At 74.2% G+C, this 23825-nt stretch carries 21 protein-coding genes; 15 read left to right on the forward strand and 6 right to left on the reverse strand.

Annotated features, from left to right (window positions below; all coding sequences use genetic code 11):
- Positions 1-187 precede the first annotated feature (187 nt).
- Positions 188-1714, forward strand: a complete 1527-nt coding sequence (locus tag ACIP9H_RS13665) for a hypothetical protein (RefSeq protein WP_401584520.1) — start codon at positions 188-190, stop codon at positions 1712-1714.
- 132 nt (positions 1715-1846) lie between these two features.
- On the forward strand, positions 1847-3313 hold the full coding sequence (locus ACIP9H_RS13670; RefSeq protein ID WP_401584522.1) for an alkaline phosphatase PhoX: 1467 nt from the start codon (positions 1847-1849) through the stop codon (positions 3311-3313).
- Between the two features lie 65 nt (positions 3314-3378).
- Here ACIP9H_RS13670 and ACIP9H_RS13675 read toward each other — a convergent pair whose 3' ends face one another.
- Positions 3379-4590: a TerD family protein gene (locus ACIP9H_RS13675; RefSeq protein WP_401584762.1), complete on the reverse strand. Its 1212-nt coding sequence runs from the start codon at positions 4588-4590 to the stop codon at positions 3379-3381.
- Between the two features lie 64 nt (positions 4591-4654).
- Here ACIP9H_RS13675 and ACIP9H_RS13680 point away from each other — a divergent pair, with 64 nt between their 5' ends.
- Together ACIP9H_RS13680 and ACIP9H_RS13685 are read left to right on the forward strand one after the other, a co-directional pair.
- Entirely contained in the window at positions 4655-5386 is a 732-nt protein-coding gene (locus ACIP9H_RS13680) for an SDR family NAD(P)-dependent oxidoreductase (protein ID WP_401584524.1), read from the forward strand.
- 123 nt (positions 5387-5509) lie between these two features.
- Positions 5510-5860, forward strand: coding sequence for a VOC family protein (locus ACIP9H_RS13685; RefSeq protein ID WP_401584527.1), 351 nt, complete (start codon positions 5510-5512; stop codon positions 5858-5860).
- A 37-nt stretch (positions 5861-5897) separates the two neighbouring features.
- Here the strand turns inward: ACIP9H_RS13685 and ACIP9H_RS13690 are convergent, their stop codons facing one another.
- A complete protein-coding gene (locus ACIP9H_RS13690) occupies positions 5898-6707 on the reverse strand; it encodes an NAD-dependent epimerase/dehydratase family protein (RefSeq protein WP_401584530.1) in 810 nt (269 codons plus the stop codon).
- A gap of 213 nt (positions 6708-6920) precedes the next feature.
- Here ACIP9H_RS13690 and ACIP9H_RS13695 point away from each other — a divergent pair, with 213 nt between their 5' ends.
- Genes ACIP9H_RS13695 through ACIP9H_RS13705 form a run of 3 tightly spaced genes read left to right on the forward strand, consistent with a single transcriptional unit; the run spans position 6921 to position 9458 of the window.
- Positions 6921-7856 carry a 5-dehydro-4-deoxyglucarate dehydratase gene (locus ACIP9H_RS13695; protein ID WP_401584532.1) on the forward strand — a complete coding sequence of 312 codons (936 nt, stop codon included), beginning with the start codon at positions 6921-6923 and terminating at the stop codon, positions 7854-7856.
- Between the two features lie 56 nt (positions 7857-7912).
- Entirely contained in the window at positions 7913-9085 is a 1173-nt protein-coding gene (locus tag ACIP9H_RS13700) for a hypothetical protein (RefSeq protein ID WP_401584535.1), read from the forward strand.
- 1 nt (position 9086) lies between these two features.
- Entirely contained in the window at positions 9087-9458 is a 372-nt protein-coding gene (locus ACIP9H_RS13705) for a hypothetical protein (protein ID WP_401959138.1), read from the forward strand.
- A 24-nt stretch (positions 9459-9482) separates the two neighbouring features.
- Here the strand turns inward: ACIP9H_RS13705 and ACIP9H_RS13710 are convergent, their stop codons facing one another.
- Positions 9483-10901 (reverse strand): alpha/beta hydrolase family protein, encoded by a 1419-nt coding sequence (locus ACIP9H_RS13710; protein ID WP_401959140.1) that lies wholly within the window; start codon positions 10899-10901, stop codon positions 9483-9485.
- A gap of 191 nt (positions 10902-11092) precedes the next feature.
- Between ACIP9H_RS13710 and ACIP9H_RS13715 the strand changes: the two genes are divergently transcribed.
- Genes ACIP9H_RS13715 through ACIP9H_RS13730 form a run of 4 tightly spaced genes read left to right on the forward strand, consistent with a single transcriptional unit; the run spans position 11093 to position 15357 of the window.
- Positions 11093-11749 (forward strand): GntR family transcriptional regulator, encoded by a 657-nt coding sequence (locus ACIP9H_RS13715; protein ID WP_401959207.1) that lies wholly within the window; start codon positions 11093-11095, stop codon positions 11747-11749.
- 53 nt (positions 11750-11802) lie between these two features.
- A complete protein-coding gene (locus ACIP9H_RS13720; protein ID WP_401959141.1) occupies positions 11803-12705 on the forward strand; it encodes a dihydrodipicolinate synthase family protein in 903 nt (300 codons plus the stop codon).
- A gap of 3 nt (positions 12706-12708) precedes the next feature.
- Entirely contained in the window at positions 12709-14433 is a 1725-nt protein-coding gene (gene araD / locus ACIP9H_RS13725; RefSeq protein WP_401959143.1) for an L-arabinonate dehydratase, read from the forward strand.
- Positions 14434-14469: 36 nt separating this feature from the next.
- A complete protein-coding gene (locus tag ACIP9H_RS13730) occupies positions 14470-15357 on the forward strand; it encodes a PmoA family protein (RefSeq protein WP_401959145.1) in 888 nt (295 codons plus the stop codon).
- Between the two features lie 4 nt (positions 15358-15361).
- Here ACIP9H_RS13730 and ACIP9H_RS13735 read toward each other — a convergent pair whose 3' ends face one another.
- Together ACIP9H_RS13735 and ACIP9H_RS13740 are read right to left on the reverse strand one after the other, a co-directional pair.
- Positions 15362-15754, reverse strand: a complete 393-nt coding sequence (locus ACIP9H_RS13735) for a hypothetical protein (RefSeq protein ID WP_401959209.1) — start codon at positions 15752-15754, stop codon at positions 15362-15364.
- A 164-nt stretch (positions 15755-15918) separates the two neighbouring features.
- On the reverse strand, positions 15919-16686 hold the full coding sequence (locus ACIP9H_RS13740) for an IclR family transcriptional regulator (protein WP_401959147.1): 768 nt from the start codon (positions 16684-16686) through the stop codon (positions 15919-15921).
- A gap of 112 nt (positions 16687-16798) precedes the next feature.
- On the opposite strand from ACIP9H_RS13740, the gene ACIP9H_RS13745 reads away from it, so the two are divergent.
- Positions 16799-18322 (forward strand): aldehyde dehydrogenase (NADP(+)), encoded by a 1524-nt coding sequence (locus ACIP9H_RS13745; protein WP_401959149.1) that lies wholly within the window; start codon positions 16799-16801, stop codon positions 18320-18322.
- A 626-nt stretch (positions 18323-18948) separates the two neighbouring features.
- On the opposite strand, the gene ACIP9H_RS13750 is transcribed toward ACIP9H_RS13745, so the two are convergent.
- On the reverse strand, positions 18949-20040 hold the full coding sequence (locus ACIP9H_RS13750; RefSeq protein ID WP_401584555.1) for a pyridoxal-phosphate-dependent aminotransferase family protein: 1092 nt from the start codon (positions 20038-20040) through the stop codon (positions 18949-18951).
- Between the two features lie 99 nt (positions 20041-20139).
- On the opposite strand from ACIP9H_RS13750, the gene ACIP9H_RS13755 reads away from it, so the two are divergent.
- The 3 genes from ACIP9H_RS13755 (at position 20140) to ACIP9H_RS13765 (ending at position 23747) form a co-directional block, all read left to right on the forward strand.
- Positions 20140-21240 (forward strand): amidohydrolase family protein, encoded by a 1101-nt coding sequence (locus ACIP9H_RS13755; RefSeq protein WP_401584558.1) that lies wholly within the window; start codon positions 20140-20142, stop codon positions 21238-21240.
- A gap of 129 nt (positions 21241-21369) precedes the next feature.
- Positions 21370-22446: a Hint domain-containing protein gene (locus tag ACIP9H_RS13760; protein WP_401584561.1), complete on the forward strand. Its 1077-nt coding sequence runs from the start codon at positions 21370-21372 to the stop codon at positions 22444-22446.
- 212 nt (positions 22447-22658) lie between these two features.
- Positions 22659-23747, forward strand: a complete 1089-nt coding sequence (locus ACIP9H_RS13765; protein WP_401584564.1) for an SCO1860 family LAETG-anchored protein — start codon at positions 22659-22661, stop codon at positions 23745-23747.
- The last annotated feature ends 78 nt before the right edge of the window (positions 23748-23825 follow it).

A 23825-nucleotide genomic window follows, 5' to 3' on the forward strand; every position in this document is an offset into this window, starting at 1 on the left:
AGGAAGCTGTCGGGAGGTGTTGGCATGCGGGGCGGCCCGCGGGGGCCCGCGCGCCGCTTCCCCGGGGGACGGTTGCGGTAACGGCGGGTGACGGAAGGGGGAAGCGCACCCAGGGGGCGCGGACGCGTCTAGGCTGGGTCTGCGCGCGAACGCGCCCCCCGCACACCGCTGTATTGGAGACACCGTCATGGCCGCTGACCGCCTCGACCTGCCGCCCGTGAGGCTGCTGCCCGAGGACGAGCTGGCGCGGCTCGCGCTCGCCGTGCCGCTGCTGGACCGGGCGGTGCGCCTGGCCCGCTGGTCCGCGCCGCACGTCCTCGTGGACGCCATGGGAGAGCTGGCCGCGGAGGACTTCGCGCGGGCGGTGCGCGAGCTGGGCCTGGAGGACGCCCCCGACGGGCCCGCCGAGACGGCGCAGGCGTGGGGCGTGGCGGTCGACGCCGGCCTGGTGGACCTGGACATCGAGGAGCCGGACGACAGCGCCCCGGCCGCGGAGCGCGTGGCGGCGCTGGACGAGCCGGCGGGCCGCGCGGTGCCCGGCGAGGCGCTGCGGGGCGTGGACGAAGGGGCCCCGCGGGAGGTGCTGGAGCTCTGGCTCACCGCGGTGGAGACGGCGCTGTCCGAGGCGGCGGCGCCCGACCTGGAGGGCCTGATGGACGAGCTCGGCCCCGAGGGCGAGGTCGACCCGGAGACCCTGGACTGGGACCCGGAGGAGGAGGCCGAGTTCCTGGACGGGGCGCTGGCCAACCTCTACCTCTTCGGCGCCATGGAGGACGGCGGCGAGGGGCAGGACGCGGTCCCGCTGCCCGTGCTGGCCGCCTCCCTCGTCGTCCCGGAGGACGTGGAGGAGCCGAGCGACGACCTCCTGGAGGACGTCACCGAGGTGATGATGCGCCTCGACGACCACTTCCGGCTGCTGACCACCACCGGGCTGATCGACTACACGCCGCTGGACGAGGCGCTGATCGAGGAGGCGGAGTCCGAGGAGGAGTCCGGGGCCGTCCCGGCCGGGGCCGACGACCCGCAGGAGATCGGGCCCGAGGAGGTCTCCCGGTACGGCCTGGTGCGGCTGACCCCGCTCGGTGTGTTCGGGGTGCGCGCCCGCATGCTGGAGGCCGGTCTGCAGGCCCCGGCCGCCGGCGACCTGGCGGAGCACCCGGCGTCCGTCCTGCTGGAGGCGCTGTTCGGGTACCCGGACCACATCGCCCGCCGCGAGGCCGACCACTGGCTCGCCCGGCGCAAGCCGTACGAGGCGGCCCGCGAGCTGCTGGACGCCGCGCGCGGCGAGGACCGCGGCGCGCCCGGCCGCCGGCTGGTGGCCCAGCAGACGCTGAGCCTGCTGGGGGACGAGGCCGAGCCCGCCCTGCGCGAGGTGCTGTCCGACCGCGAACTCGGCGGTCTGGCCCGGGTGTGGCTCACGGAGCGGGACGCGTCCGACGTGCCCGCGCCCGACGAGGACATGATCTTCTGGCTGACCATCGACACCATCGCCGCCCAGCTCGACGCCGACGACGACCCGGAGTTGCTGCGCGAGCTCGTCACCGACCTGGTGGCCCGGCACGACGGCTTCTTCTCCGCGGCCTGGCGCGTCGACCACCCCGCCACGGCCGACGTCCTGGAGGCGATGGGCCGGCTGCACCCGGACAAGCGCCTGGCCAAGGACGCCCGCAAGGCGGCCTTCAAGGCGCGTTCGTCGGGGACCGCCACCTCCTGATCGCCGGGCGGCGGCCCGAACGCCTCGGGGAATGGGCGACGGGACGTCGCCCGCAGTTCAACTCCCGTTGGCCGCAGGGCGCGAGCGTGAGGTGCGGCAGAGAAGAGACCTTGTGGCCCGAGGAGAGTAACGATGCCGCTCACTCGCAGAGACTTCGCCAGGCGCACTGCCATGACGGGGGCCGGCGTCGCGCTGGCGGGAACCGTCGACGTTCTCGCCACCGCCCCCGGGGCCCTCGCGGCCGGGGCGCCCGCCACCGCCGAGGCGGCCGGGACGTCCCGGCACCACGGGCACCTGGGCTACGGCGAGCTGGTCCCCGACCCCAAGGGCGTGCTGGCGCTGCCCAAGGGCTTCTCGTACCGGATCATCACCCGTACCGGCGTCACCACCCTGGAGTCCGGCGAGTCCACGCCCTCCAACCACGACGGCACCGCCACCTTCGAGGGCCTGCGCGGCGCCACCCTGCTGGCCAACAACCACGAGCTGGCCGGTGCCCGCGCCGACTGGCCGCACCCGGTGCCGCTGACCGAGGGCCTGGTCTACGACTCCGGCGCCGCAGGCGGTGTGACCGTCGTGGAGGTCGCGGCGCACGGCGGCCATGTCGCGGAGTGGGTGGGCGTCGCCGGCACCGCCACCAACTGCGCGGGCGGCAGCACCCCGTGGGGCACCTGGCTGACCTGCGAGGAGACCGAGGACAAGGCCGGCACGCACGGCTTCCTCAAGGACCACGGCTATGTCTTCGAGGTCGATCCGTACGACCGCCGGGCCAACCGCGACCCCAAGCCGGTCAAGGCGCTGGGCCGGTACGCGCACGAGGCGGTCGTCGTCGACCCCAAGCGCGGCCACCTCTTCCTGACCGAGGACGCCTCGAACCCCAACGGCCTGCTGTACCGCTGGACCCCGCCGGCCGGCTTCCACCACGGCCGCGGCAAGCTGCGCGGCCTGTCGGAGACGGCCGGTGTGCTCCAGGCCTTCAAGTGCTTCGACTCCGGCGGCCGGTTCGTCGACGACCTGTCCCGTGCCACGCGGATCGGCACCGTCTACGGCGTGGACTGGGTGGACGTCCCGGAGCGCGACGGCAGGACCACCTCGGTGCGCAAGCAGTTCGCGGCCGGCGCGGTCACCCGCGCCCGCAAGCTGGAGGGCATGTGGTGGGGCGACGGCGGCGTCTACATCGTCTCCTCCTACGCCCGTGAGGAGAGCCCCGGCACCGCGCACGACGGCGCCGTCTGGTTCTACGACCCCAAGCGCCGCACCCTGACCCTGAAGGTCCTGCTCGGCGTGAACGCCGACCCGTCGGCGGACGGCGCTTTCGACGGCCCGGACAACATCACGGTCTCGCCCTACGGCGGTCTGGTCATCGCCGAGGACGGCGCGGGCGTCCAGCACCTCTTCGGGGCCCTCGGCGACGGCCGCACCTACCCGATCGCGCGCAACGAGCTGAACATCGGCACCGAGGAGGAGCCGGAGTACAGCGAGTTCACCGGGGTGACCTTCTCGCCCGACGGCAGGACGCTGTTCGCCAACATCCAGGAGCCGGGCATCATGCTGGCCATCACCGGCCCCTGGCGCCGCCAGGGCCGCGGGGGCGCCTGCTGAGGTCCTGCCGCCCGCGTGGCGCCCGGTGCTCCGTGAACCGCACGGAGCACCGGGCGCCCGCGCGGTCAGAGCGCCTGCGCGGCCGGCTTGACCATGCCCTTCACCGTGCGGGAGTCGACGAACTCGCCCATCGCCGTCATCTCCCACTCGCCGGAGAACTGGCGGATGAACTTCGCCATCATCACGCCCGTGCGCGCCTCGCCGCCGGTGAGGTCGAAGCGGACCAGCTCCTCGCCCGTGGTGGCGTCCATCAGCCGGCAGTACGCCTTGGCGACCTGGTTGAACTTCTGGCCGGAGAAGGAGTTCACGGTGAAGACCAGTCCGGTGACCTCCGGCGGCAGCCCGCCGAGGTGGACGGTGATCGCCTCGTCGTCGCCCGCGCCCTCGCCGGTGAGGTTGTCGCCGGAGTGCTGGATCGCGCCGTTCAGGATCGTGAGCCGGCCGAAGTAGCAGGACTCGATGTGGTTGCGCTGCGGCCCGTACGCGATGACCGAGGCGTCCAGGTCGATGTCCTTGCCGCGGTAGGCGGGCTCCCAGCCCAGCCCCATGCGGACCGTGGCCAGCAGCGGCTTGCCGCCCTTGACCAGGGAGACGGTCTGGTTCTTCTGGAGGTTGACCCGGCCCTTGTCGAGGTTGATCTTGCCGCTGCCGGGCGGCGCGGGGGGTGCCGGCGGCATCGGGGGAGCGGGCGGCTGCGGAGCCGTGGACGGCGCCGGGGGCGGGGGCGGGGGCGCCACGGCGGGAGCCGGCGGTGCCTGCGGCGCGGCGGCGGCCGCCGCGGGCGCCTCGTCCACGCTGACGCCGAAGTCGGTGGCGATGCCGGCCAGTCCGTTGGCGTACCCCTGGCCGACCGCGCGGACCTTCCAGACCCCGTTGCGGCGGTAGATCTCGACCACGACGAGGGCGGTCTCCGTGCTGAGCTGCGACGGGGTGAACGTGGCGATCACGGCGCCGCTGTCCGCGTCGCGGACCGTGGCGGTGGGCTCGGTGCCCGCGAAGGTCGCCCCCGCGGCATCGGGGCTCGCCGTCACGACGATCTTCTCGATCTCCGCCGGGACGGCTACGGTGTCGACCGTGATCGCGTCGGGGGAGGCGCCGGCACCGGACCGGTACGTGACACCGGGGCCGGAGGGCTGGTTGTAGAAGACGAAGTCGTCGTCGGAGCGCACCTTGCCGTTGGCGGCGATCAGCAGGCCCGACACGTCCAGCCGCACGGGCGCGGAGACCTCCACTGCCACGCGCGCTGCGGAGAGCGGCACATTCGAGCCGGGTGTCATTGCGGTCATGCCCGCATAACGATCGTTCCGGGTTTACGGTTCCATTACCGAACGGAGTTTTCACGTGTCACGCATTGTGGTCATCAGCGGGGGCGGTACGGGCATCGGACTGGCCGTCGCCGAGGCCTTCGCCGGCGGCGGGGACCAGGTGGTGCTCATCGGGCGGCGCAAGGAGACGCTGGACGCAGCGGTCGCCCGGCTGGGGGAGGACACGGCCCTGGCACTGCCCGCGGACCTGACCGACGAGTCGGAGGCGGAGCGGGTCCGCGACACGCTCGCCGAACGCTTCGGCCGGGTGGACGTCCTGGTCAACAACGCGGGCGGCAACGTGGCCCTGAACGCCGGCGAGCAGACCCTCGCGGAGGTGTGGACGGGCAACTTCCGGGCCAACGTCCTGACCGCCGTGCTGCTGACCGAGGCACTGCGCGACCTGATCGCCGACGACGGCCGGGTGCTGCTGCTCAGCTCCATCGCGGCGATCCGGGGCGGCGGTTCGGGCTCCTACGGCGCGGCCAAGGCGGCCCTGCACCCGTACGCCTACGACCTGGCGGCGGAGCTGGGCGGGCGAGGTGTCACGGTCAACGTCATCGCCCCCGGCTTCATCGACGACACCGGGTTCTTCGGCGGCCGGATGACGGACGAGCGGCGTGCGGTCCTGGTCGGCCAGACGCTGAACGCCCGGGTCGGCGTCCCGCAGGACGTCGCCTCCCTGGCGCACTGGCTGGCCTCCCCGGGCGCGGGCCACGTCACCGCGCAGATCCACCAGGTCAACGGCGGCGCGGAGCGCGGCCGCTAGTCCCGCCGCGATCGGGCCGGGCCTTCGGTGAAGGCCCGGGTCCGGTGCGGGTCCCGGACGGCACCACCGCCCGCAGGTCCCGGCCTTCCCCCGGGCGGCCCGGAGAGGGCCTACCCTGGCCGCGTGATCAATGGTGGGCACATCGTCATCCACAGCCGTGACGCGGAGGCGGACCGGGACTTCTTCAGGGACGTGCTGGAGTGGCCGCACGTCGACGCGGGAGGCGGCTGGCTGATCTTCAGGCTTCCGCCCGCCGAGCTCGCGGTGCATCCCACGGACGGCCCGGGGGCGCAGCAGCTCTACCTGATGTGCGACGACGTCGAGGCGACCGTGGCCGGCCTGGCGGCGAAGGGCGTGGAATTCACGGGGCCGGTCACCGACGCGCGCTGGGGACGGGTGACCGGGTTCCGGCTGCCGGGCGGCGGCGAGGTGGGGCTGTACGAGCCGTTCCACGAGCGGGCCACCGACGGGTGAGCACATCCGGGCGGCAGGATGCCCGCGGCCGGTGGGGTCAGTGCGGCCACATCGGCGGGTGCGTGGTGAAGTGGCCGCCCAGGTGGGCGTGGTCGGGATTGGCGGGGTCGAGCTCGCCCTGCTCGGCGATGAGCCGCGCCGCGTACGGCTCGGAGTCGTCGCGGGGCTCGTAGCCCAGGGCGCGGGCGCCGGACAGGTCCCACCACAGGCGGGTGTTGGCGGAGCTGCCGTACACGACCGTGTGGCCGACGCCCTCGGCGGTGAGGGCGGCGTGGAAGAGCCGGGCGCCGTCCTCCGGGCTCATCCAGACCGAGAGCATGCGCACCGAGGTCGGTTCGCGGAAGCAGGAGCCGATGCGGACGGAGACCGTCTCCAGTCCGTGCAGGTCCCAGTAGAGCTGGGCGAGGTCCTCGCCGAAGCCCTTGGACAGCCCGTAGAAGGTGTCGGGGCGGCGCGGGGTGTCGACCGGGATGAGGGGGTCGTCCCCGACCGGGCGGGGGGTGAAGCCGACGGCGTGGTTGCTGGAGGCGAAGACGATCCGCCGGACGCCCTCCTCGCGGGCGGCCTCGTAGAGGTGGTAGGTCCCCTCGATGTTGGCCCGGAGGATCTTCTCGAAGGAGGACTCCAGGGAGATGGCCGCGAGGTGGACGATGGCGTCGACGCCGCGCACCGCCTCGCGCAGGGCCTTCCGGTCGGCGAGGTCGGCGATGATGGCCCCGGGAGCGCCCTCGACGGGTGCGGCGTCGAAAAGGCGCAGGTCGTAGCCGTAGGCGGGGAGCAGTTCACGCATCAGGGTGCCCAGGCCGCCCGCGGCGCCGGTGAGCAGGATCGTGCGGGGAGCGGGCATGCGCGGGTCTCCTCGGTCGTGTGGTCCACGTCCATGGACGTCATTCATAAGCATGGACACGCTAGAGAGCCCCTGTGGAAGCGTCAAGAGTCCACCACCAGCGGCTCTCTTCCTTGACCCCTCTATATGTGCTGCTTTAGCGTAAACGCGTTCATGAATATGGACGTGGATCAGATGAGCGCACAGTCGCTGCCAGCCTGCAGGGAGAACGCGATGACCGAAGCCGTCTCACTCGCCGAGCGCCTCGACGGACTGCTGTTCTTTCCCGTGACGCCCTTCGCGCCGGACGGAGCCGTGGACCTGGAGGCCTTCCGCGCGCATGTGCGCGCGGGGATCGAGGCGGGCGCGGGGGCGGTGTTCGCCTGCTGCGGCACCGGGGAGTTCCACGCGCTGACGCCGGAGGAGTTCCGGGACTGCGTCGCCGCGGCCGTCGAGGAGAGCGCGGGCCGGGTGCCCGTCGTGGCGGGCGCCGGCTACGGCACCGCCCTGGCCCTGCGGTTCGCCCGGCTCGCCGAGCAGGCGGGCGCCGACGGGCTGCTCGCGATGCCCCCCTACCTCGTCGTCGCCGACCAGGCCGGACTGCTGCGGCACTACGCCGCCCTGGCCGCCGGCACCTCCCTGGACGTCATCGTCTACCAGCGCGACAACGCGGTGTTCACCCCGGCCACGGTCACCGAACTCGCCCGCATCCCGCGGATCATCGGCCTCAAGGACGGCGTGGGCGACCTCGACCTGATGCAGCGCATCGTCAGCGCCGTCCGCAGCGCCGTGCCGGACCGCGACTTCCGCTACTTCAACGGCCTGCCCACCGCCGAACTCACCGGCCTCGCCTACCGGGGCATCGGCGTCACGCTCTACTCCTCCGCCGTCTTCTGCTTCGCCCCCGAGATCGCCCTCGCCTTCCACCGGGCCCTGACCACCGGCGACGACGCCACCGTGCAGCGGCTCCTCGACGGCTTCTACCGGCCCCTGGTCGAACTGCGGCAGCAGGGCCGCGGCTACGCCGTCTCCCTGGTCAAGGCGGGCGTACGGCTGCGCGGTCTGGACGTGGGCGAGGTGCGGCCGCCGCTGTCGGAGCCGGCCCCGGCGCACGTGAAGGAACTGGCCGAGCTCATCGACCGCGGACTCGCCCTGCTGGGCGAGGACTGACCGCCCGCGCGCGGCCGCCCCGGACCTCCAGCCAACCTCGCGCCAAGGGAGCCGAGTTGAGAGCCTCCACGTTCGTCTACCCCTGGGACGTCGTCGGTGACCCGGACGCCGCCGAGCGCCTGGCCGCCCTCGGTGTCCAGCAGGTCACCCTCGCCTCCGCCTACCACTCCACGCGGGCCCTCACCCCGCGCCACCCCGCCCGGCGCGTCGTCACCGCCCGGCACGCCGCCGTCCTCTACCCGCCCGACCCGGTGCACTGGGCCGGGCGGGCGCTGCGGCCGTACACCCAGGACTGGGCAGGTGCCGCCGACGCCTACGCCGAGGCGGCCGCCGCGCTGCGTGCCGCCGGGCTGGCCGTGCACTCCTGGGTCGTCCTGGCGCACAACTCCCGTCTCGGGGACGAGCATCCGCGGGTGAGCGTGCGCAACGCGTACGGCGACCGCTACCCCTGGGCGCCGTGCATCGCCCAGCCGGACGTACGCGACTACGTGGTCGCGCTCGCCGCGGAGGCCGCCGTCCGCCCCGGCACGGGGACGGAGGGCACCGAACTGGAGTCCTGCGGCTGGTACGGCTTCGCGCATCTGCACGCCCACGACAAGACCGGCGGCATACCGCTGCCCGGGGCCGCGCAGTACCTGATGTCGCTGTGCTTCTGCACCGCGTGCGAGGCCGGTTACGCGGGCCTCGGCGCCGACACCGCCGAGCTGCGGGCGGCCGTGCGCGGCGCGATGGCACCGGTCTGGGCGGGGGAGTGGACGCCGGGCCCCGACGAGTGGGCCGACGTCGCGGACCTGCTGGGCCCGGACCTGGCGGCGCTCACCCTGGCCTGGCGCGGCGCGGTCGCCCGGGACGTCCAGCAGGCCGCCGTAGCGGCGGTCCGGGCGGCCGCGGCCCCCGGCTTCCAGGTGCTGCTGCACGCCGACCCCCACCCGCACCGCTGCGGCGCGAACGCGGGCGTCGACCCCGCGCACGTACTGGCCCACGCCGACGGTCTCGTGCTCCCCGCCACCGGACTCCTCGCGGCCTGCGTGCCGCACGCCCGGCCCGGCACCGTCCTGGCCGCGAACTTCCCCGTGGTCTCGGGCATGGGCGGCAGCCCGCACACCCTGGCCGCGGACGCCGCCCGGGCCGCGGCCGCCGGGGCGACGGAACTGCGGCTGTACCACGCCGGCCTCGCCTCCTCCGCCGACCTGGCACTGGTCCGGACCGCCCTCGCGTCGGTGGTGTGACGTGGAGGCCGAGGACGTCATGGACTTCCTGGTCGAGCACCGGGCCCCCGGCGTCACGCCCGGATACGTCGCCGAGCAGCTCCTGTCCATGTCGTGGATCGTCGCCGCCGGGGACGTGGCGCGCATCGCCGAGGCGGGGAGGCGGTGGCTGCGGTCGGACGACCCCTTCCGGGTGGCCGTCGCGATCGGCCTGGAGAACGAGACGTTCCTGGCGGACTCCTGGGAGGAGATCGCCGCGTTGGCGGGGCCCTTCAAGGAGTGCTTCCCCTCCATGGCGGCCGACATCGACGCGTGGACGGCGAGAGCCGAGCCCGCGTACGAGAGGCTGCGGAAGGGCACCTTCTTCGAGTTCTTCGAGCGCGGCCCGTCCTGAACTTCTGCGGGACCGCCGCCCTGCTCAGCGCGTCCTCAGCGTGTCCGCCAGCCAGTCGAGGACGACCTCGCAGTGCTGCTGCGGCGCCATCGGGGAGCAGTGCAGCTGCGCCCCGGTGGCGGCCGTCAGCTTCACGTAGTCCTTGGGGGCGGTGAGCCGGTCGTACAGGTCGCGCGGCTGCCCCGGGTAGAACTGCTCGAAGTCGTAGTCGAGGACCAGGGTGGGCGCCGTGATGCGGCCCACCACCCCGCTGACGTCCAGGGCCCGGACGCGCCGCGCGGGAGTGGAGAAGTCGGTGAACATCCGCCCCGCGCGGGCGTCGAGCATCGCCCGGACGGAGAAGGGCTCCATGCGCTTCCGCAGCGTCGCGGCGTCCTCGGGGGAGAGCGCCGGGACGACCTCCTTGTTCCACAGGGTGTTGGTCTCCCGCGGGTCCGGGGTGAGGATCCTGCGGATCTCCGCGGGGAAGCCCAGCCAGGGCCGCAGCACACCGGGCATGGCCGCCAGGGCGGCGATCCGCGGCTCGAACGCGGCGGCCCGGGGCGCGAGAGCGCCCGCCATGCTGAGCCCGGTGAGGGCGATCCGGCCGGTGTCCACGTCGTCCCGGGCCGTCAGCCAGTCGACGAGCGGGCCGACGACCGTCTCCCAGCGCGGCGTGAACACCACCTGGTCCACGAAGAGCAACTGGCCCTGCCCCGGGCCGTCGTACACCAGGGCGTTCCAGCCGCGCTCCAGGGCGGCCGCCGCACCGTAGGTCCACATGTCGACGTTCTGGCCGTCGCTGCCGTTGGTCAGGATCACGGTGGGCCGCCGCCGCGCCGAGGTGTCCGGGCGGAAGAACCACACGGGCATCGGCGTCCTCCCGTACGGGACCCGCGCGGTCACCGGAGCCGGGTCGCACAGCGAGCAGAAGGTGTCCCAGGCGTCCCGCCCGGCCCGGTACAGCCGCTCCTCACGGCCCGGGTCGTCGGAGCCGAGCACGAAGAACAGCGCCTGCCCGTAGTACTGGGCGGCCCGCAGGGCGCGGGAGCGGGTGGTCCGCCGGTCCGGCGCGGGCCCCTCGGGCGCCTTCGTCAGCCGGTCGCCGAGCGCTTCGAACACGGCGGTCCAGCTCCGCGCGGAGGGACCGGCCTCGTTGATCGCCCGCACGGCGGTCAGCACCTCGCCCACCTCGGCCGCGCCCTGCCCCGAAGCGCCCAGCGCGAGCAGCGCGTTGAAGTTGAGGTCCGGGTCCTCGACGAGGGTCATCACGCCGGGCGTCGGGCCGCCCGCCGAAGGCGAGCCGGACGGCCCGGCACCTTCGGGGGACCTCGCCGCGGACGAGACGCCCAGGGGCGTGCACCCGGCGGACAGCAGGGCCCCCGCGCCGCCGGCCAGCGCCGTCAGGGCGGCGCGCCGGGCGGGGGCGGCGGCGCGGTCCGCGTCCGGCGATACGTGCGTCATGCCTGCCGAACGTAGAAGCCGTACCGCCGGGCTCCGCCCCACCACACCGGCCGTTCCCCCGAACGGCCCGTCACCGTCCGCGCCGGCCGGACCCATTGACGGGCCCCGGACGCCGTCCTACCGTCGTCGTAGGGGCATGTCATATATGAGACCTCGTACATGAGACCCGGGTGAGAACGGAGAGCCGTCCCATGGACCTGCTGGCCGGTGCGGCCCCGACCCCCATCCCGTCCCGCACGCAGGTGGTGCTGGAGGCGATCAGGCACGGCATCCTGACCGGACGGCTGACACCGGGGCAGGCCCTGGTCGAGACCGAACTCGCCGAAGGGTTCGGGGTGTCCAAGACCCCTGTCCGGGAGGCCCTCAAGACGCTGGCGGGCACCGGGCTGGTGGTGATGAGCCAGTACAAGTGCGCGACCGTGCGCACGGTCGACGCGGAGACGGCGCACCAGGTCTACGACGTGCGCCTCCTGCTGGAACCGCAGGCGCTGCGCCGCACCGTGGCCCGCCGCGCCCCGCTCGACGCCGCCCACGAGGCACTGGAGCGGGCGGACGCCGCCGCCGACCGGGGCGAACGGTCCCTGGCCAACCGGGACTTCCACGGGGCGCTGTACGGGCCCTGCGGCAATCCGCTGCTGGCCCGGGTCCTCGACGACCTCCGCGACCAGGCGGCGCTGGTCTCGGCGGCCGCCTGGCAGCGCAACCCCTCCTGGGAGCGGGAGGCGCGCGAGCACCGGGACATCCTCGCCCGCGCCCGGGCGGGCGACGCCGAGGGCGCCGCCCGCCTCCTGCACGACCACATGGCGGGCTTCGTCGCGCGCGCCTTCCCCGACGGCGCCACCGCCTGAACCGCACCCCCCCCGCGCCGGACCGGCCGCTCCTCCGACCGAAGGGCCACACCATGTCGTTCGCAGCGCAGTCCGCCGCCCTCGCCGAGGTCGTCGCGATCCCGGTGACCCCCTTCGACGCGGACGGCGGCGTGGCCCGCGACACCTACCGGGCGCTGCTGCGGCGGCTGTTCGACAGCGGGGTGCGGACGGTCACGCCGAACGGCAACACCGGGGAGTTCTACGCCCTCGACCCGGGCGAGCGCCGCCTGGTCGTGGAACTCACGATGGCCGAGGCCGACGCGGGCACGCGGGTCGTCGCCGGCGTGGGACTCGACCTGCCCACCGCCGTGGCCGCCGCGCGGCACGCACGGGACGCCGGCGCGCACATGGTGATGGTGCACCAGCCGGTGCACCCGTACGTCTCCCCGGACGGCTGGGTGGAGTACCACCGCGCCATAGCGCAGGCCGTCCCGGAGACCGGCGTCGTGCCGTACGTCCGCGACCCGGCCCTGGACGGCGAGCGCATCGCCCGGCTGGGGGAGTTGTGCCCGAACGTCGTCGGGGTGAAGTACGCGGTACCCGACCCCGCCCGCTTCGCCGCGGTGGCGCGGGACGCGGGGCTGGACCGCTTCACCTGGGTCGCGGGCCTCGCCGAGCTGTACGCGCCCGCCCACTGGGCGGTCGGCGCGACCGGCTTCACCTCGGGCCTGGTCAACGTGGCGCCGCGGCTGTCGCTGGAGATGCTGCGCGCGCTGCGCGCCGGCGACCACCCGGCGGCCATGCGGGTGTGGGAGCGGATCCGGGAGTTCGAGGGACTGCGCGCCGAGGAGGGTTCCGCGAACAACGTGTCCGTGGTGAAGGAGGCGCTGGCGGGACTGGGCCTGTGCCGCCGCGACGTGCGCCCGCCGAGTCACCCCCTCACGGCGTCCCGGCGCGCGAGGGTCGCGGCCCTGCTGGCCGGCTGGGGGGTCTGAGCCGTGAAGAAGCCGGAGGAACTGCGCAGCCACCGCTGGTACGGCACGGACGGACTGCGCTCGTTCAGCCACCGGGCCCGCACCCGCCAGCTCGGGTACCTCCCGCAGGAGCACCTGGGCAAGCCGGTGATCGCGGTCCTCAACACCTGGAGCGACATCAACCCCTGCCACGTCCATCTCCGCGACCGCGCCCAGGCGGTCAAGCGCGGGGTGTGGCAGGCGGGCGGCTTCCCCCTGGAGTTCCCCGTGGCGACGCTGTCGGAGACGTACCAGAAGCCGACGCCCATGCTCTACCGCAACCTGCTCGCGATGGAGACCGAGGAGCTGCTGCGCTCGTACCCCGTGGACGGCGCGGTGCTGATGGGCGGCTGCGACAAGTCGACGCCCGCGCTGCTCATGGGCGCCGCCAGCGCCGGCCTGCCGGCCGTCTTCGTCCCCGCCGGGCCGATGCTGCCCGGCCACTGGCGGGGCGAGGTGCTCGGCTCCGGCACCGACATGTGGAAGTACTGGGACGACAAGCGGGCCGGGCTGATCGGCGACTGCGAGATGGCCGAACTGGAGAGCGGCCTCGCCCGCTCGCCGGGCCACTGCATGACCATGGGCACCGCCTCCACGCTCACCGCCGCCGCGGAGGCGCTGGGCGTGACGATGCCCGGGGCCTCGTCGATCCCCGCCGTGGACTCCGCGCACGACCGGATGGCGGCGGCCTCCGGCATGCGGATCGTCGACCTGGTGCGCCAGGACCTGCGGCTGCCGGCGGTCCTGACCTGCGAGGCGTACGAGGACGCGGTGGCCACCGTGCTGGCCCTCGGCGGCTCCACCAACGCCGTGATCCACCTGATCGCGATGGCCGGGCGCAGCGGGGTCCGGCTCACCCTGGACGACTTCGACCGCGTCGCGCGCACGGTCCCGGTGCTGGCGAACGTCAGGCCCGGCGGCCGGTACCTGATGGAGGACTTCCACTTCGCGGGCGGCCTGCCCGGATTCCTGACCCGGCTGCGGGACGCCGGGCTGCTCCACCTCGACCGGCCGACCGTCGCGCACACCACCTTGCGCGAACAGCTCGCGGGCGCCCTCGTCCACCACGAGGACGTGATCCGCCCGCTGGACGACCCGCTGGCCTCCGAGGGCGGCGTCGCCGTCCTGCGGGGCAACCTGTGCCCGGACGGCGCGGTCATCAAGCACATCGCCGCCGAGCCGCGCCTGCTGAAGCACACCGGCCCGGCCGTCGTCTTCGAGGACTACCGCGCCCTGCAGCGCACCATCGACGACCCCGGCCTCGGCATCACCGAGGACAGCGTCCTGGTGCTGCGCGGCTCCGGTCCGCTGGGCGGTCCCGGCATGCCGGAGTACGGGATGCTGCCGATCCCCCGCCGGCTGCTGGAGAAGGGCGTGCGGGACATGGTCCGGATCTCCGACGCCCGGATGAGCGGGACGAGTTACGGCGCGTGCGTGCTGCACGTCGCACCCGAGTCGCACATCGGCGGCCCGCTCGCCCTCGTCCGCACCGGGGACCCGGTCACCCTCGACGTCGGGGCGCGCCTGCTTCGCCTGGAGGTCGACGACGCCGAACTGGAACGCCGCAGGGCGGGCTGGCAGGCGCCCCCGCCGCGCTTCGGCCGCGGCTACGGCGCGCTGTACCAGGATCAGATCACCCAGGCCGACACCGGCTGCGACTTCCGCTTCCTGGCCCGGCCGGGAGACGTGCCGGAGCCGTACGCGGGCTGACCGGCCCCGCCCGCACCCGTTCGAAGGAGCACGGCCATGGTCCCCGCCGCCCCGCCGGGCCGCCCGCCCCGCTCCGGGGAGGGCGCGCCGAGGACGTCCACGCCCCTGCGGGCCGGGGGCCGCGACGTCGGCCGGTACGTGCACCGCCCGGTGCTGCCCGGCCGGCTGTCCCCGCGGCCCTACCTGCATCCGCTGACCACCCTCGGCGGGGTGCCCGTCACCGGCTTCCTGCCGGCCGACCACCCGCACCACCTCGGGGCGGGCGTCGCCGTGCCGGACGTGGCGGGACGCAACTTCTGGGGCGGCCCCACCTTCGTCCGCGGGCGCGGGTACGTCGAGCGCGACGACCACGGGGTGCAGGAACCCGTGCGCGGCCCGGAGGACGGCCCGTACGGCTTCACCGAGGAGCTGTCCTGGCGCGCCGACGGCACCGAACTGCTCCGTGAGCGGCGCACGGTGGCGGTCCGCGCCCTCGGCGAGGACTGCTGGGCGCTCGACCTCGCCTTCACCCTGACCAACCCGGGACCGCGCCCGGTGTCCCTCGGCAGCCCCGCCACCAGCGGCCGCCCCGGCGCCGGGTACGGCGGCTTCTTCTGGCGGGCGCCCCGCGGTCCCGGCCGGGCGGCGGTGTTCACGGCGGACGCCGAGGGCGAGGAGGCGGTGCACGGGCGCACCGCCGACTGGCTGGCCCTGACCGGCGGACGGTGGACGCTGGTCTTCGCCGGTGCGACCGAGGAGACCCGGCGCGACCCCTGGTTCGTCCGTGTCGCGGACTACCCGGGCGTCGGTTCCGCGCTGGCCTGGGCGGAACGGCTGCCGGTCCCGCCGGGGGGCGCCGTGACGCGGCTGGTCCGCACCGCGGTCGTCGACGGACGGCCCGGCCGTAGGGAGGCGGCGGCCCTGGCCCGCCGTCTCGCTGAGTGAGCGGTCAGACCGCCGGTGCGGGCCGGGCCGGCTCCCGCCGGCCCTCGTACCAGAGCGCGGCGCCCGTCACGAGGGCGCCGAGTCCCTCCCACACCCCCACGCCGAGGAACCCGGACGGTGCCCGGCCGATGACCACGGCCGTGGTGAAGACCGCGAAGGTCAGCAGGCGGAAGGGCACGGTCCAGCGGAAGAAGGCACGCCAGTCGGCGAGCGCGGCCAGCACGTAGTAGACGCCCATGTTGAGCGCGGCCATGGAGGAGGCCGTGAGGAAGACCAGGGTGTAGTCACCGCTCGTGCGGGCGTCCGGCCGGTGGAAGCCGAGCAGGGACAGCTGGACGGCAGGCGAGACGATCCCGACGATGCCGAGCGCGGCGGCGAGCAGACCGAAGACGGCCATGGTCCAGCCGGAAAGGGAGCGGGGGCGACGCACCGGTCCTCCAAGTCCTGGGACGGGCAACGTTGCGGCGCCCCAACTCCCCTGATCCTAGGGGATGTTGGGGACCGTCCCTGCCGCACGGGATCCGTCGCCGGGGCCGTCGGCCGGCGTGCGGCCCGGGTGCGTCACAGGCGGCGCGTGGCCAGCGTGAGACGGTCGCGCGCGTCGAAGAGCGCGTCCTTGATCAGCTGCTCGTGCGCCGGGGTCAGCCGGGCCACCGGCACCGAGCAGCTGATGGCATCCCGGGAGGGCGTCCGGTAGGGGACCGCGACGCCGAAGCAGCGCAGGCCGAGGGTGTTCTCCTCGCGGTCCACCGCGTAGCCCTGCTCGCGGATCTGGCGCAGCTCGGCGATCAGCTTCTCGCGGTCGGTGTGGGTGTGCTCGGTCAGCGGCTCCAGCGTCTCCGGCAGCAGTTTGCGGACCTGCTCGTCGGTGTACGTGGCCAGCAGCGCCTTGCCGAGCGACGTCGAGTGGGCCGGCAGCCGCCGTCCGACACGCGTGAACGGCCGGAGATAGTGCGAGGACTGGCGGGTCGCCAGGTACACCACGCTCGTTCCGTCCAGCCGCGCCAGGTGGATGGTCTCGCTGGTGTCGTCCGAGAGCCGGTCCAGGGTCGGGCGTGCCGCGGCGACGACCTCGTCGCCGTCGATGTACGAGGTGCCGACCAGCAGGGCGCGCACCCCGATGCCGTAGCGCGTCCCGGTGGCGTCGGTCTCGATCCAGCCGAGCTCCACGAGCGTGCGCAGCAGCATGTACAGACTGGACTTGGGGTAGCCGACGGCCTCCTGCACGGCGGCGAGGCTGTGCATACCGGGCTTGCCGGCGAAGAACTCCAGCAGCTCCACCGTCCGCACCGCGGACTTGACCTGCGCGCCGCCCTCACCTGCAGCCATCTGGACCGGACCCCTCTTGTTCGGCCGGGACCCGCGCAAGTAGGCTCCCGAACAGATTCACAGTTGCGGATGCTGTTCAGTATATCGAACGGAAGGCCTGGAGGTACCCGCGGTGGCCGTACCAGTGTGGAGCGTCGATCCCCGGACGGGGAAGCAGCGGGAACAGGTCGCCGTCGAGGCCACGGCCGAGGAGGTCGACGCCGTGGTGCGCGCCGCGGCCGCCGCGGCCCCGGCACTGGCCGACCGCGTGGTCAGGGCGCGCCTGCTGCGCACCGCAGCCGACTTCCTGGAGGAGGCCGGCCCCCGCATCCTGGAGGCCGCGGACGCCGAGACCGCCCTCGGGCCGGCCCGGCTCACCGGCGAACTCGGCCGCACCGCCTACCAGTTGCGTGCCTTCGCCGACATCGTCGACGAGGGCGCCTACCTCGACGTCATCATCGACCACGCCGACCCCGCGCTCACCCCGCCCCGCCCCGACCTGCGGCGCTGGAAGATCCCGCTGGGCGTCGTCGCCGTCTACGCCGCCAGCAACTTCCCGCTCGCGTTCTCCGTGCCCGGCGGCGACACCGCCAGCGCCCTCGCCGCCGGCTGCCCCGTCGTCGTCAAGGCCCACCCCGACCACCCGGCCACCAGCGAACTGTGCGCGGACGCCCTGCGCCGCGCCGCCGTCGCCGTGGGCCTGCCCGCCGCCGTCGTCTCCGTGGTCCACGGCTTTCAGGCCGGCATCGACCTCGTCACCCACCCCCTGGTCTCCGCCGCCGGCTTCACCGGCTCCGTACGCGGCGGACGCGCCCTCTTCGACGCGGCCGCCGCCCGGCCCGTGCCGATCCCGTTCCACGGCGAACTGGGCAGCCTCAACCCCGTCGTCGTCACGGAGGCCGCGGCCGAGGAGCGCGCCGAGCAGATCGGCACGGGCCTCGCCGGGGCGATGACACTCGGCGTCGGCCAGTTCTGCGTCAAGCCCGGCCTCGTCCTCGCCCCGCAGGGCGAGGCGGGCGACCGGCTGCTCAAGTCGCTGGCGGCGGCCGTCGGCGACGTCGCCCCCGGCACGCTGCTCGACGCGCGCATGCGGGACAACTTCATCGCGGGCGTCGGCGAGTTGACCGCACTGCCCGACGTGGAGGCCCCCGTGGAGCCCGGCGATGGCGGCGAGCGCCTGGTGCGGGCCGGCTTCGTCTCCGTCCCGGCCGCCCGGCTGGCGGAGGGCGGCGGCGCCCACGACGCGCTCCTGGAGGAGCACTTCGGGCCCGTCACGGTCATCGCGCGCTACGCGAACGCGGAGGAGGTCGAGGGCGTGCTCGGCCGGCTCCCCGGGAACCTCACGGCCACGGCGCACCTGAGCGAGGCCGAGGCGTCCGGCGACGGTGCGGAACTGCTGCGCAGGCTGACCCCCCTGGCGGGACGCATCGTGGTCAACGGCTGGCCCACCGGCGTCGCGGTGGCGCCCGCCATGCACCACGGCGGCCCGTACCCCGCCACGACGTCGACGTCCACGTCGGTGGGCGGCACGGCGATCGAGCGGTGGCTGCGGCCGGTCGTCTACCAGGATGCGCCGGAGGGGCTGCTGCCGGTGGAGTTGCGGGACGCGAACGGGTCGGGGGTGCCGCGGCGGTTCAACGGCCGCCGCGAGCCCTGACGCTGCGCTTGCTGTTCCGGGTTTTTTCCCCGCCCGCCCGTGTGCCCTGTGAAGTCAGGGCGCCCCGACGCGCGTGTGAGGGTGGGCCGGGTGCGGGGCCTCCGGGGCTGCACGTCCTGGACTGGATATTTACGTGCATTTCCAGCACCCGATTTGTTCACCCCGGATCCCGCACACAAATATGCCGAACGTCCAGCACATCCACCCCTCCGACCCCGCCCCCTCAGTTTCGTCATGCGCCTGATCCTCGGAGGGGGTGGTGAGCGGCACCGTGCTCACGCCGCCCGTCGGCGAAGCGCCGATGCCCGCCCAGGGCACCTCACCCCTCACCCCCCACCGGGGATCAGGCGCGGGACGAGACCTGAGGGGGCGGGGGAGTTGGGGGCACCTCCCAGCGGTAGCTGGGGGAGGGTGGCGTTCTGGACACTGGAGCATATTTGGGTGCGTGATGCGGAGCGCTCAGACCGGGTACCTGAGGCACCTAAATGTGCTGTCCAGAATGGCAGCCCCGGAGGGCCCGCACCCGGCCCCCCACAACGCGCGTCGGGGTGCGTGACTTCACAGGGCACACGGGCGGGAGGGCGGGAACCCTCCCCGGGACGGGGAACCCGCCGGGACGGCGGCGCTCAGGCCGACCAGGCCGCCTCGGCCGCGGTGAGGGCGGCGGCCGGGTCCGTCGCGCCGAGGACCGTGCCGAGGGCGCGCAGGGTGCGCAGGACGGTGTCGAGGGAGGCGTCGGGGCCGTAGTGGTTGACGCGGACCATCTCCTTGGCGAGCGCGCCGCCCCCCGCCACCAGGGGCAGCGCCGGGTCGGCGGTGAGCGCGCGGGCCACCACTTCGTCCGCGGCCACGCCGTCCAGGGTGCGCAGCGTCGTGGCGACCGGCGCGGCGTCGGCGTCCCGGTGCACATAGGGCTCCAGTGCGGCGCCGAGCGCGGCGGCACCGGCCCGGGTCGCCGCGGCGGCGGCCCGGTGACGGGCGAGGACCGTGCCGAGCCCGGTTTCCTCGATGCGCTCCAGGCAGGCCTCCAGCGCGAGCATCTCCAGCTGCGCGGGCGCGTGCGGCAGCGCCCTGCGGCCGGTGTCGATCCAGCGCTCCTTCCAGTCCAGGAGCGACAGGTACGAGCGCCGGGGCGCCGCCGGGTTCTCCGCGAAACGCCGCCACGCCCGCTCGCCGACCGAGACCGCGGACACGCCGGCGGGACCGCCCATCGCCTTCTGCGCGCCGATCACGCACAGGTCCACACCCCACGCGTCGACCTCCAGCGGTTCGGCGGCCACCGAGGCCACCGCGTCCACCATGAACAGCGCGCCGTGCGCCCGGACGGCCTCGCCGATCTCCGCGACGGGGTTGGTGTTGCCGGTCGCCGCCTCCGCGTGCACCAGGGAGACGAAATCGATCTCCGGGTGCTCGGCCAGCGCCCGCGCGACATCCTCGGCGCCGGCCGCGGCGTGGAAGGGCACCTCCAGGTCGACCACCTCGGCGCCCGCGTCGCGCAGCCAGTTGCCGAAGGTCTGCCCGTACGGCCCGGTCACCACGTTGAGCGCGGTCGAGCCGGGGCGGGCGCCGGAGCGGATGCAGCCCTCCAGCGGCAGCAGCGCCTCGCCCTGCGTGATCACCACGTCGTTCCCGGTCCGCAGCAGCGCCGCGACCCGGCGCTCGATGGAGGCGAAGCGCCCGGCGGTCAGCGGGGGCAGGTCGAGGAAGGGGTGGGACACGGCGGCGCTGCTTCCTTTGTCGGTGCTGCTGGGTGCTGGTCGGTCCTGGTGGAGGGGTGTACGGCCCCGAGCGTACTCGCGGCCTCGTAGAGTGCTGGCATGGCTGATCACCAGGCGCCGCCGGCGCTCCGCATCAAGGGCCGGATCCTGACCGGGCCCACGGACGTCCGGGACGAACTGTGGGTGATCGGCGGCCGGGTGACCTACGAGCGCCCCGCCGGGATCCGCGACGTCACCACCGTGGAGGGCTGGGCGCTGCCCGGCCTGGTCGACGCGCACTGCCACGTCGGCCTGGACCAGCACGGCCCCGTGGAGCCGCACACCTCGGAGAAGCAGGCCCTCACCGACCGCGACGCCGGCACGCTGCTGATCCGCGACGCGGGTTCGCCCTCCGACACCCGCTGGATCGACGACCGCGACGACCTGCCGCGGATCATCCGCGCGGGCCGGCACATCGCGCGCACCCGGCGCTACATCCGCAACTTCGCCTGGGAGGTCGAGCCCGAGGACCTGGTCGCCCTCGTCCGCCAGGAGGCGCGGCGCGGCGACGGCTGGGTGAAGCTCGTCGGCGACTGGATCGACCGCGAGACCGGCGACCTGTCCGCCTGCTGGCCGCGCGGCGCCGTCGAGGCCGCCATCGCGGCCGCGCACGAGGAGGGGGCCCGCGTCACCGCCCACTGCTTCGCCGAGGACTCGCTGCGCGACCTGGTCGAGGCGGGCATCGACTGCGTCGAGCACGCCACCGGCCTGACCGAGGAGACCGTCCCGCTCTTCGCCGAGCACGGGGTGGCCATCGTCCCCACCCTGGTGAACATCGCGACGTTCCCGCAGCTCGCGGACGGCGGGCAGGCCAAGTTCCCGCGCTGGGCGGACCACATGCGGCGCCTGCACGCCCGTCGGTACGACACCGTCCGGGCCGCCCATGACGCCGGCATCCGGATCTTCGCCGGCACCGACGCCGGCGGCTCGCTCGCGCACGGCCTCGTCGGCGGCGAGGTCGCCGAACTGGTCGCCGCGGGGATCCCCGTGATCGACGCCCTCTCGGCCGCGACCTGGTCCGCCCGCGAGTGGCTCGGCCGCGACGGCCTCACCGAGGGCGCCTCCGCCGACCTCGTCGTCTACGACACGGACCCCCGCGCGGACGTGCGCGTCCTTGCCGCGCCCCGGCGTGTGGTGCTGCGCGGGCGCGTGGTCGGCTGATCCCGGTCGGGGGTTTACCACACTCCACCCCGTTTTGGGTGATTCTGCCCGGATCGGCGTGCCCGGCCCCCCGCGGCGTGCTGCGATCGGTTCAACCGGCCGAATCCGCACGACGGGACGGGGAGCACCATGACCAGGCAGGGACCGCAGAAATATCCGGGGGCATCGCGCAGGTACTGGTACCAGGACGACTACGGCGGGGACCTGATGGAGGTCAACGCCGTTGTGCTGCACACCACCGAGGGCAGGTCGGTGCCCTCCTACGACGAGGGCTCCAGCGCCCCCAACCTGACCGCCCAGCCGGACTTCGCCAACCAGAAGCTGGTCTGGTACCAGCACTTCGACATCGACATCTCCTCCCGCGCCCTGGTCAACCGGCCCGGCGGCGTGGAGACCAACACCCTCAACGTGTGCCAGGTGGAGCTCGTCGGCACCTGCGACCCCGAGACCCACGACGACTGGGGCAGCACGCCCGCCCATGTGTACTGGCCCAAGGCGCCGCAGTGGGCGCTGCGTGACCTCGCGCGCTTCCTCGCCTGGATGAACACCGAGCACGACGTGCCCCTGAGCGGTCCGAAGATGTGGCTGCCCTACCCCAGGTCCTACGGCAGCGCCGGCGGCCAGCGGATGACGGCACGCCAGTGGAACGCCTTCAACGGGATCTGCGGGCACCAGCACGTGCCGGAGAACTGCGTGCACCCCGACACCCCGGTGCTGCGCGCCGACGGGGGCCTGACGCGCGCGGCGGACCTGCGCGTGGGGGACCAGGTCGCCTCCTTCGACGAGGAGGGCGAGCCCAGGCTGCTGCGGCGCGGGGTGGTCACCCGCAACGTCCCCGCCAGGAAGGAGTGCTGGCGGATCACCACCTCCGCCGGCGCGGTGGTCGCGACCGCCGACCATCCCTGGCTGGTCCGGCAGCCGCACGGCGACACCTGGGCGGCGAGCCGCGAACTCACCCCGGGCAAGCACCGGATCGTCCGTGCCGGGCCGGTCGTGCCGTCCGGCTGGGAGGGCGCCGCCGTGGCCGGGGCGACCGGCGAGGCGGAGGTACTGGGCGCGGAACCGGTGGGCGAGCAGCCGATCGCCTCCCTGTCGACGTCGACCCGCACGTATGTGGCGGCGGGGCTGCTCTGCCACAACACCCACGGCGACCCCGGGGCGTTGGACTTCGCGAAGCTGCTCGAATACGCGAGGGCGCAGGTGTGACACACGGGAACGTACGTGCCTGAAGGTTCGAATACGAGGACGAAAACCACCCTTTGGAGTGAACCGACGTCAGGACGGCGCCGGTTCACTCTCTGTACGTAAATCATTACGGGGTCGAGGTCGCCCGGCGAGCGCGCTGTCCCCTTCAGCGGCGCCGTGGCGACTCCATGACCAGTTGGGGGTTTTCCACCTTGTACAGCTCTCCCTTCAGCATGCCCGCACGCCGCTCGGCTGCCTCGCTGGGGGCCGCCGTCGCGCTGGCGGCGGGCGCCATAGCGCTCGGGCCGGCGTCCCCGGCCGCGGCCACCGGGGGGTCGCACGGCGGACCCGGCAAGGCCGGTGCCGTCGTCCTGCGGACCGGCCTGGACGTGTCCCTGCTCAACAAGACCGTCGACGTACCGCTGAACCTCACGCTCAACGAGGTCCAGGCGCCCGCGAGCGCCGACAAGACCGCGCTCACCGCGACCCTCGACGGCGTCGACCACGGACGCCCGTTCAGCGTCCTGCGGGCCGATGTCGCCACCGCCCGGGCCACCGTCGACCGCCGCAAGGCGGAGGGGTACGCCAATCTCGTCAACGCGCGCGTCCATGTCCCCGGACTGCCGCTCATCGGGCTCGTCAAGGCCGACGCCATCACCTCCCGTGCCACCTGCGAGACCGGCGAACGTCCCGTCGCCGATGTCGAGATGCCGGGCTGGGTCACCGTGCTCGGCAAGCGCGTCCGGGTCTCCGCGGTCGGTCCCACCGACGTGAAGGTGGGCGGCGTCGGCGAGGTCCGGCTCGACCTCGCCGAGAAGACCGTCACCTCGCGCACGGCCGCGGCCACCGCCCTGGAACTCACCGTCTCCATCAACCCGCTCAAGCTGAACGTCGCCGACGTCAAGGGCACGGTCACGCTGGTGCAGGCCACCTGCGAGACGCCGGGCCGGGGCGGCGGCGGCCACGACGGGGAGCACGACGGCGGTCACCACGGCGGCGGTCACGGCGGCGGCAAGCCCGGTGACGATGGCGGCGACGACGGCGACGGCGACGCAAGCGCGACGCCCACGCCGCAGACCAGTGACGCGTCCGGCAAGCCCGGCACGTCGGCGCAGCCGAGCGCGACCGCCGAGCCGGTGAACGCGGCCGTGTCGCCCGGCGCCGCCCCGTCCGCCCAGGCCGCGGCCGGGGACCTCGCCGAGACCGGCAGCAGCAGCACGACGCCCTGGCTCGCGGGTGGTTCGGTGCTGCTCTTCGTCGCCGGATTCGCCGTCATCCGCATGACCCGCCGCAGGACGGCGGCCCAGAACACCCGGGACTGACGGGTCCGGGTGACCCCGGGGGCGGTTCGGGGGTCGAGGGGGGAGAGGTCCGCGGAGGGCGGCGACGGGCGGCTTGTG

Origin of the sequence: Streptomyces sp. NPDC088732 (genome assembly GCF_044751205.1) — a bacterium.
In the GTDB taxonomy this organism is placed as follows: Bacteria; Actinomycetota; Actinomycetes; order Streptomycetales; family Streptomycetaceae; genus Actinacidiphila.